General features: G+C 74.1%; 6 protein-coding genes. All 6 read left to right on the forward strand.

From position 1 onward, the window contains the following. Positions 1-85 precede the first annotated feature (85 nt). The 6 genes from ABT299_RS38855 (at position 86) to ABT299_RS38880 (ending at position 7,547) form a co-directional block, all read left to right on the forward strand. Positions 86-1,060 (forward strand): TIM barrel protein, encoded by a 975-nt coding sequence (locus ABT299_RS38855; protein ID WP_500253791.1) that lies wholly within the window; start codon positions 86-88, stop codon positions 1,058-1,060. Continuing rightward, on the forward strand, positions 1,057-2,019 hold the full coding sequence (iolC, locus tag ABT299_RS38860) for a 5-dehydro-2-deoxygluconokinase (protein WP_500253792.1): 963 nt from the start codon (positions 1,057-1,059) through the stop codon (positions 2,017-2,019). The genes ABT299_RS38855 and iolC overlap by 4 nt, the downstream gene beginning before the upstream one ends. Beyond that, positions 2,016-2,954, forward strand: coding sequence for a Cgl0159 family (beta/alpha)8-fold protein (locus ABT299_RS38865; RefSeq protein WP_500253793.1), 939 nt, complete (start codon positions 2,016-2,018; stop codon positions 2,952-2,954). The genes iolC and ABT299_RS38865 overlap by 4 nt, the downstream gene beginning before the upstream one ends. 121 nt (positions 2,955-3,075) lie before the next feature. Further along, positions 3,076-4,926 carry a 3D-(3,5/4)-trihydroxycyclohexane-1,2-dione acylhydrolase (decyclizing) gene (iolD, locus tag ABT299_RS38870; RefSeq protein ID WP_500253794.1) on the forward strand — a complete coding sequence of 617 codons (1,851 nt, stop codon included), beginning with the start codon at positions 3,076-3,078 and terminating at the stop codon, positions 4,924-4,926. A 9-nt stretch (positions 4,927-4,935) separates the two neighbouring features. Continuing rightward, positions 4,936-6,417, forward strand: coding sequence for a CoA-acylating methylmalonate-semialdehyde dehydrogenase (locus ABT299_RS38875; RefSeq protein WP_500253795.1), 1,482 nt, complete (start codon positions 4,936-4,938; stop codon positions 6,415-6,417). 446 nt (positions 6,418-6,863) lie between these two features. Then, entirely contained in the window at positions 6,864-7,547 is a 684-nt protein-coding gene (locus ABT299_RS38880) for an MgtC/SapB family protein (RefSeq protein WP_463043169.1), read from the forward strand. The last annotated feature ends 400 nt before the right edge of the window (positions 7,548-7,947 follow it).

A 7,947-nucleotide genomic window follows, 5' to 3' on the forward strand; every position in this document is an offset into this window, starting at 1 on the left:
CCTTGACATGGCTCGGCCGGTTTCAGCAGACTCGGCGGGGGCCGGCCGCGGCGCCGGCGTCGCCTTTCACCGGGATGGAGTGCCGATGATCAAAGACCGCGTCGCGGGAGCGCCGATCTCCTGGGGGGTGTGCGAGGTGCCCGGGTGGGGGCACCAGATGGCGCCCGGCCGGGTGCTGGCGGAGATGGGCGCCCTCGGTCTCGCCGCCACCGAGTTCGGCCCGGACGGCTTCCTGCCCGCCGGCGCCGCCGAGCGCGCGGACCTGCTGGCCGCGCACGGGCTGCGCCCGCTCGGCGGGTTCGCCCCCGTCGTGCTGCACGACCCGGACCGCGACCCGCTGCCCGAGATCCGGCGGACCCTGACCGCGTTCGGTGTGGAACGTTCCAAGACTACCGCGGCGCCCGGCACGGACGCTCGCAGCACGGACGCTCCCGGTGCGGACGCTCCCGGTGCGGATGCTCCCGCCGCCGATACTCCGGAAGGCGGTCTGACGCTCGTGCTCGCCGCCGTGCACGGCCTCGACGGATACGACGAGCGGCCCGCGCTCGACGCGGCGGGCTGGGCGGCGCTGCTGGCCAACCTCGACCGGATCGCCGCGCTCGCCGCAGAGTCCGGCGTCCGCGCCGTCCTGCACCCCCACGTCGGCACGATGGTGGAGCGCGCGGACGAGGTGCAGCGCGTCCTGGACGGCTCCGGGATCCCGCTCTGCCTGGACACCGGGCACCTGCTGATCGGCGGCGTCGACCCCGGCGAGCTGGCCGCCCGTGTCCCCGAGCGGATCGCGCACGTCCACCTCAAGGACGTCGACGCCGGGCTCGCCCGCGACGTCCAGGCCGGCCGGATCGCCTACACCGACGCCGTCCGCAAGGACATCTACCGGCCCCTCGGCGGCGGCGACATCGACATCGCCGGCATCGTCCGCTCCCTCGAAGGCGCCGGGTACGGCGGCTGGTACGTCCTCGAACAGGACACCATCCTCGACCGCGAGCCGGACGACGGCGCCGGGCCGATCGGGGACGTGCGCGCGTCCCTGGACTTCCTCGCCGGGATCGCGGCATGACCGCTGCGCCCGCGTCCCTCGACGTCATCACGATGGGCCGCGTCGGGGTCGACCTGTACCCGCTGGAGTCGGGCGTCGGGCTCGACGAGGTCGAAGGCTTCGGCCGGTTCCTCGGCGGCAGCGCCACCAACGTCGCGGTCGCCGCCGCCCGGTACGGCCGCCGCGCCGCCGTGATCACCCGGACCGGCGCCGACCCGTTCGGCCGGTTCGTCCGCCGCGCCCTCGCCGGATACGGGGTGGACGCCCGGTTCGTCGCGGACGTCCCCGGCCTGCCGACGCCCGTCACGTTCTGCGAGCTGTTCCCGCCGGACGACTTCCCGCTGTACTTCTACCGCTTCCCCAAGGCCCCCGACCTGGAGATCCGCGCCGACGAGCTGGACCTCGCCGCGATCGGGTCGGCCGGGGTGCTGTGGGCGACGGTGACCGGGCTGTGCGCCGAGCCGTCCCGGACGGCGACGCTCGCCGCGCTCGGCGCCCGGCCCCGCACCGCGCTCACCGTCCTCGACCTGGACTACCGGCCGATGTTCTGGGAGTCGGCGGCCGAAGCGTCCCGCTGGACGGGCCAGGCCCTCGAACACGCCACGGTCGCCGTCGGGAACCTCGCCGAGTGCGAGGTCGCCGTCGGCGAATCCGACCCGGTGCGGGCCGCCCGCGCGCTGCTCGACCGGGGCGTCCGGCTCGCCGTCGTCAAGCGCGGCCCCGGCGGCGTGCTCGCGGTCGGCGCGGACGGCGAGGCCGTGGAGGCGCCGCCGGTGCCGGTCGAGGTCGTCAACGGCCTCGGCGCGGGCGACGCGTTCGGCGGCGCGCTCTGCCACGGCCTGCTGTCCGGCTGGGACCTGGCGCGGACCGTCGCGTTCGCCAACGCCGCCGGCGCGATCGTCGCGTCGCGGCTCGCGTGCGCCGACGCCATGCCGGAGTACGCCGAGGTGGCGGCGCTGCTGGACGGGGTGCCGGCATGAGCGTGGAGACGGGTGTGAGCGCGGAGAACGGTACGAGCGTGCCGGCACGGGCGGAGTCCCCGGCGCGGTCCCGGATCGCGGCGCTGACGGAGACCCGCGTGCGGCGCCCCGAGGCCATCGCCGAGGCGGCCGCCCGCCGGCCGCGGCGCTCCGCCCCGGCCGGCGCCACCGGACGGCTGATGATCGTCGCCGCCGACCATCCGGCGCGCGGCGCGCTCGCCGCCGGCGGCGACCCCTTCGCGATGGCCGACCGCGGCGAGCTGCTCGACCGGCTCTGCACCGCGCTGGACCGCCCCGGCGTGGACGGCGTGCTCGCCGCCCCCGACATCGTCGAGGACCTGCTGCTCCTCGGCGTGCTGGACGGCAAGGTCGTGATCGGCTCGATGAACCGCGGCGGCCTGGCCGGCGCGTCCTTCGAGATCGACGACCGGTTCACCGCCTACAGCGCGGACGCGATCGCCGCGTCCCGGCTGGACGGCGGCAAGGTGCTGCTGCGGGTGGACGACGACGACCCCGCCACCGCCGACACCCTGGAGGGCTGCGCGCGGGCGGTGTCCGCGCTCGCCGAGCACGGGCTGCTGGCGATGGTCGAGCCGTTCATCTCCCGCCGCGTCGACGGCCGCGTCCGCAACGTGCTGACGCCGGAGGCGATGATCCGGGCCGTCTCGATCGCGTCCGCGCTCGGCACCACGTCGGCGCGGACCTGGCTGAAGGTCCCGGTCGTCCCGGACATGGAACGGGTGATGGCCGCGTCGACGCTGCCCGCGCTGCTGCTCGGCGGCGAGGTCGCCGACGACCCGCGCGCCGCGCTGGACGGGTGGCGGCGCGCGCTGCGGCTCCCGACGGTGCGCGGGCTGATCGTCGGCCGGTCGCTGCTGTACCCGAGGGACGGCGACGTCGCGGGCGCGGTGGACGCGGCCGTGGACGCGCTGTGAGCGGTGGACGCGCTGTGAGCGGTGGACGCGCTGTGAGCGGCGGAGTGCCTGTGAGCAGTGGAGTGTGCCTGTGAGCGGTGGAGTGAACGGTGAGGGGGGCGCTGTGAAGGAGAAGAAGACGATGAGGTTGACGGTCGGGCAGGCGCTGGTGCGCTTCCTGGCGGCGCAGTGGTCGGAGCGCGACGGGCGCGAGCAGCGGTTCTTCCCGGGGTGCTTCGGGATCTTCGGGCACGGGAACGTGGCGGGGATCGGGCAGGCGCTGCTGGAGTATGGCGAGGAGATGCCGTACTACATGGCCCGCAACGAGCAGGCGATGGTGCACACCGCGTCGGGCTTCGCGCGGATGAACGACCGCTTGTCGACGCTGGCGTGCACGACCTCGATCGGGCCGGGCGCGACGAACATGGTCACGGGCGCGGCGCTGGCGACCATCAACCGGCTGCCGGTGCTGCTGCTGCCGGGGGACATCTTCGCGACCCGTCCGGCCAATCCCGTCTTGCAGGAGTTGGAGGACGGGCGGTCCCATGACGTGTCGGTCAACGACTGCTTCAAGCCGGTGTCGAAGTACTGGGACCGCATCAACCGCCCCGAGCAGCTTCCCAGCGCACTGATGGCGGCCATGCGCGTGCTCACCGATCCGGTAGAGACCGGCGCGGTCACGCTGTCGCTGCCCCAGGACGTCCAGGCCGAGGCGTTCGACTGGCCCGAGGAACTGTTCGCCCGCCGTGTGTGGCGGATCCCGCGCCCGCTGCCGGAGGCCCGCGACCTCGACGACGCGTGCGAGGCGCTGCGGTCGGCGGAACGTCCGCTCATCGTCGCGGGCGGCGGCGTCATCTACTCCGGCGCCACCGACGCGCTGCACGCGTTCGCCGAACGCACCGGCATCCCCGTCGCGGAGACGCAGGCGGGGAAGGGCTCGCTGGCCTGGGACCACCCGTCCGCCGTCGGCGCGATCGGAGCCACCGGCTCCACCGCGGCCAACGCGCTCGCCCGCGACGCGGACGTGGTCGTCGGCATCGGCACCCGCTACAGCGACTTCACCACCGCGTCGCACAGCCTCTTCCAGAACCCCGGCGTCCGGTTCGTCAACATCAACGTCGCCCGCGCCGACGCGTTCAAGCTCGGCGGCACCACCGTCGTCGCCGACGCGCGCGAGGCCCTCACCGCGCTGGACGCCGCCCTCGCCGGATGGACGGCACCGGACGCCCACCGCGAGAACGCGCGGGACCTGACGGCCCGATGGAACACCATCGTCGACGGCGCCTACGCCCTCGACCACGGCGACCCGCCCGCCCAGTCGCGCATCATCGGCATCGTCAACGAGGAGTCCGGCCCCCGGGACGTGGTCGTCTGCGCGGCCGGCTCCATGCCCGGCGACCTCCACCGGCTCTGGCGCACCCGCGACCCCAAGGGCTACCACGTCGAGTACGGCTACTCCTGCATGGGCTACGAGATCGCCGGCGGCCTCGGCGTGAAGATGGCCGACCCCTCCCGCGAGGTGTACGTCATGGTCGGCGACGGCTCCTACCTGATGATGGCGCAGGAGCTCACCACCGCCGTCGCCGAGGGGATCAAGCTCCTCGTCGTCCTCGTCCAGAACCACGGCTACGCCTCCATCGGCAACCTCTCCGAGACCGTCGGCGCCGACCGGTTCGGCACCCGGCACCGCGTCCGCACCGGCACCGGGCTCGACGGCGCGCCCATCCCCGTCGACCTCGCCGCCAACGCCGCCAGCCTCGGCGCCGACGTCCTCCGCGCGACCGGCGCCGACGAGTTCCGCGCCGCCCTCCGCAAGGCCGCCGCCTCGCCCCGCACCACCGTCGTCCACGTCGAGACCGACCCGCTCGCCCCCGCCCCCGGCAGCGACGCCTGGTGGGACGTCCCCGTCGCCGAGACCTCCGAGCGCGGCGCGACGCGGGACGCCCGCGCCCGCTACGACGACGCCAAGAAGGCCCAGCGCCGCTACCTCTGAAAGGAAATCATGAGCCTGATTCAGCACCGGATCGGCGGTGTCGAGGTCGGCGGAGGCAGCACCGCCCCCCTGCACGATCCCGCGACCGGCGAGCAGTCCGGTGAGGTCGTCCTCGGCCGCGCCGCCGAGGTGAACGCCGCCGTCGGCGCCGCCGCCCGCGCCTTCGAGACCTGGCAGGACGTCTCGCAGGCCCGCCGCGCCCGCATCATGTTCGCCTTCCGCGACCTCCTCGAACGGCACGAGGACGAGCTCGCCCGGCTCGTCACCGCCGAGCACGGCAAGGTCCTCGACGACGCCCGCGGCGAGATCGTCCGCGGCCGCGAGGTCGTCGAGTTCGCCTGCGGCATCCCGCAGGCCCTCAAGGGCGAGTACTCCGACCAGGTGTCCTCCGGCATCGACGCCTACTCCTTCCGGCAGCCGCTCGGTGTGTGCGCGGGCATCGTCCCGTTCAACTTCCCGGTGATGGTGCCGCTGTGGATGCACCCCATCGCGATCGCCACCGGCAACACGTTCGTGCTCAAGCCGAGCGAGCGCGTCCCGTCCGCGTCCGCGTTCATCGCCGACCTGTACGCCGAGGCCGGGCTCCCCGACGGCGTCTTCAACGTGCTGAACGGCGACCGCGAGACCGCCGACGCCCTCATCCGGCACCCCGACGTCGCCGCCGTGTCGTTCGTCGGGTCCACGCCCGTCGCACGGCACGTCCACGAGACCGCCACCGCCGCCGGCAAGCGCGTCCAGGCCCTCGGCGGCGCCAAGAACCACGCCGTCGTCCTCCCCGACGCCGACCTCGACCACGCCGCCGACCAGATCACCTCCGCCGCCTACGGCTCCGCCGGGCAGCGCTGCATGGCGATCTCCGTCGTCGTCGCCGTCGGCGAGGCCGCCGACCCCCTCGTCGCGCGCCTCGCCGACCGCGCCCGCGCCGTCAAGGTCGGCCCCGGCACCGACCCCGGCTCCGACATGGGCCCCCTGATCAGCGAGGACGCCCTGCGCCGCGTCACCGGCCACGTCGACGCCGCGCAGGCCGCCGGCGCCACCGTCGTCGTCGACGGCCGCGGACGCCCCGGCCCCGGCTACTTCCTCGGGCCCTGCCTGCTCGACGGCGTCGGCACCGACCTGCCCGCCTACACCGAGGAGATCTTCGGGCCCGTCCTGATCGTGCTGCGCGCCGGGAGCCTCGACGAGGCCATCGCCCTCGTCAACGCCAACCCGCACGGCAACGGCACCGCGATCTTCACCTCGTCCGGCGAGGCGGCCCGCCGCTACCAGCGCGCCGTCCACGTCGGCATGGTCGGGATCAACGTGCCGATCCCGGTGCCGATGGCGTTCTACTCCTTCGGCGGCTGGAAGGCGTCCCTGTTCGGCGACACCCACATCCACGGGCCCGAGGGCGTCCGCTTCTACACGCGCGCCAAGGCCATCACGTCCCGGTGGCCCGAGCCGCAGGCCGCGTCCACCGCAGGCGAGCTGTCCTTCCCGACCGCGACCTGACCCGCCGAGCCGCCCCGGCCCCACCGGGGCGGCCACCGCGGATCCTCGCGGACCGCCGCGGACCGTCGCAGGCGCGGGACCACCGCGGACCGCCGCGGATCGTCGCGGACCGCCGCGGATCGTCGCGGACCGCCGCGGGACCACCGCGGGACCACCACGGATCGCCGCGGACCACCGCGGACCACCGCGGACCGCCGCGGACCGCCGCGGACCGCCGCGGATCGTCGCGGGCCGCCGCGGATCACCGCCGCAGGCCGCCGCAGCACGCTGCGCGCCACCGCGGGCCGCCGCGGGACGTCGCGGACCGCCGCGGATCGTCGCAGGCCACGGGCCGCGGATCGTCGACCGGATCGGAGGACCAGGTAGTGACAGGTCAAGGACTCGTCCAGATCGGCGAACTCTTACTGGCCCTCGCGCTCTCCGCATGCATCGGCCTTGAAAGGGGCGTGCGCAACAAGAGCGCCGGCCTTCGCACGCACACCCTCGTCGGCGTCGGCGCCGCCCTGTTCATGCTGGTCAGCAAGTACGGTTTCCAGCACGCCCCCGGACCCGTCGCGTTCGACCCATCCCGCGTCGCCGCCCAGATCGTCTCCGGCATCGGCTTCATCGGCGGCGGACTCATCTTCGTCCGCCGCGACGCCGTCCGCGGCCTCACCACCGCCGCCGTCGTCTGGGTGACCGCCGCCGTCGGAATGGCCGCGGGCGGCGGGCTCTGGCTGCTCGCGATCGCGGGGACCGCCGGGCACTTCCTCGTCGTCTACGGGCTGAGCGCGCTCACCCGTCGGCTGCCGCTGGACCGGTTCCGGCCCGCCGACCGGACCCGCATGCGGCTGGTCTACCGCGACGGACGCGGCGCCCTCCGCCGCGTCCTCGTCGAATGCACCCAGCGCGGGTTCGCCGTCATCGAGGCCGACGTGGAACGCGAGCACCTGCCGGACGACTCCGACTCCGAGCGCGGTCGCGACGAGCGCCGCGACCGGGAGGAGCCCGCGCACCGCCGAGGCCGCTGGAACGCCGTCGTCACCGTCGTCCTCGAAGGTCCCGGCTCGATCCCCGACCTGACCGCCGTCCTGAGCGAGCTCCCCGACGTCGTCGCCGTCACCACAGGCGCCGACCGCGACGACGAGTAGCCCGCCTTCTAACGGTTCCGCTCGGATACTTGGGCGCTCTTATTTGAATCAACACCGAGAGCCATCCCATCTCTCAATGAGCACCAAATAGGCAGCAAGTCGCGGCGGCTTTTCCGGCAGCAAGACCAGGCAGCCAAACCAGGCGGCAGGTTACGGTGGCAGCAAGACCAGGCGCCAGGTCACGTCGCAGCAAGTCATGGCGCCAGTCATAGCAGCATGTCACCGGCAGCAAGTCACGGCAGCATGTCACAGCGGCGAGTCACGGCAGCAAGTTATGGCAGCAAGTTACGGCAGCAGCGCAGTAGGGCAAGAGGGGTGTTCGGGTGGTGGGGTGGCGCTTGCGTACGGGGCCGCCCCTCCAAAGTCAAGGGCGCCTTCGGCGTCGCTTCGCGATGGACTT

Source organism: Spirillospora sp. NPDC000708 (genome assembly GCF_040299565.1).
Lineage (GTDB): Bacteria > Actinomycetota > Actinomycetes > Streptosporangiales > Streptosporangiaceae > Spirillospora.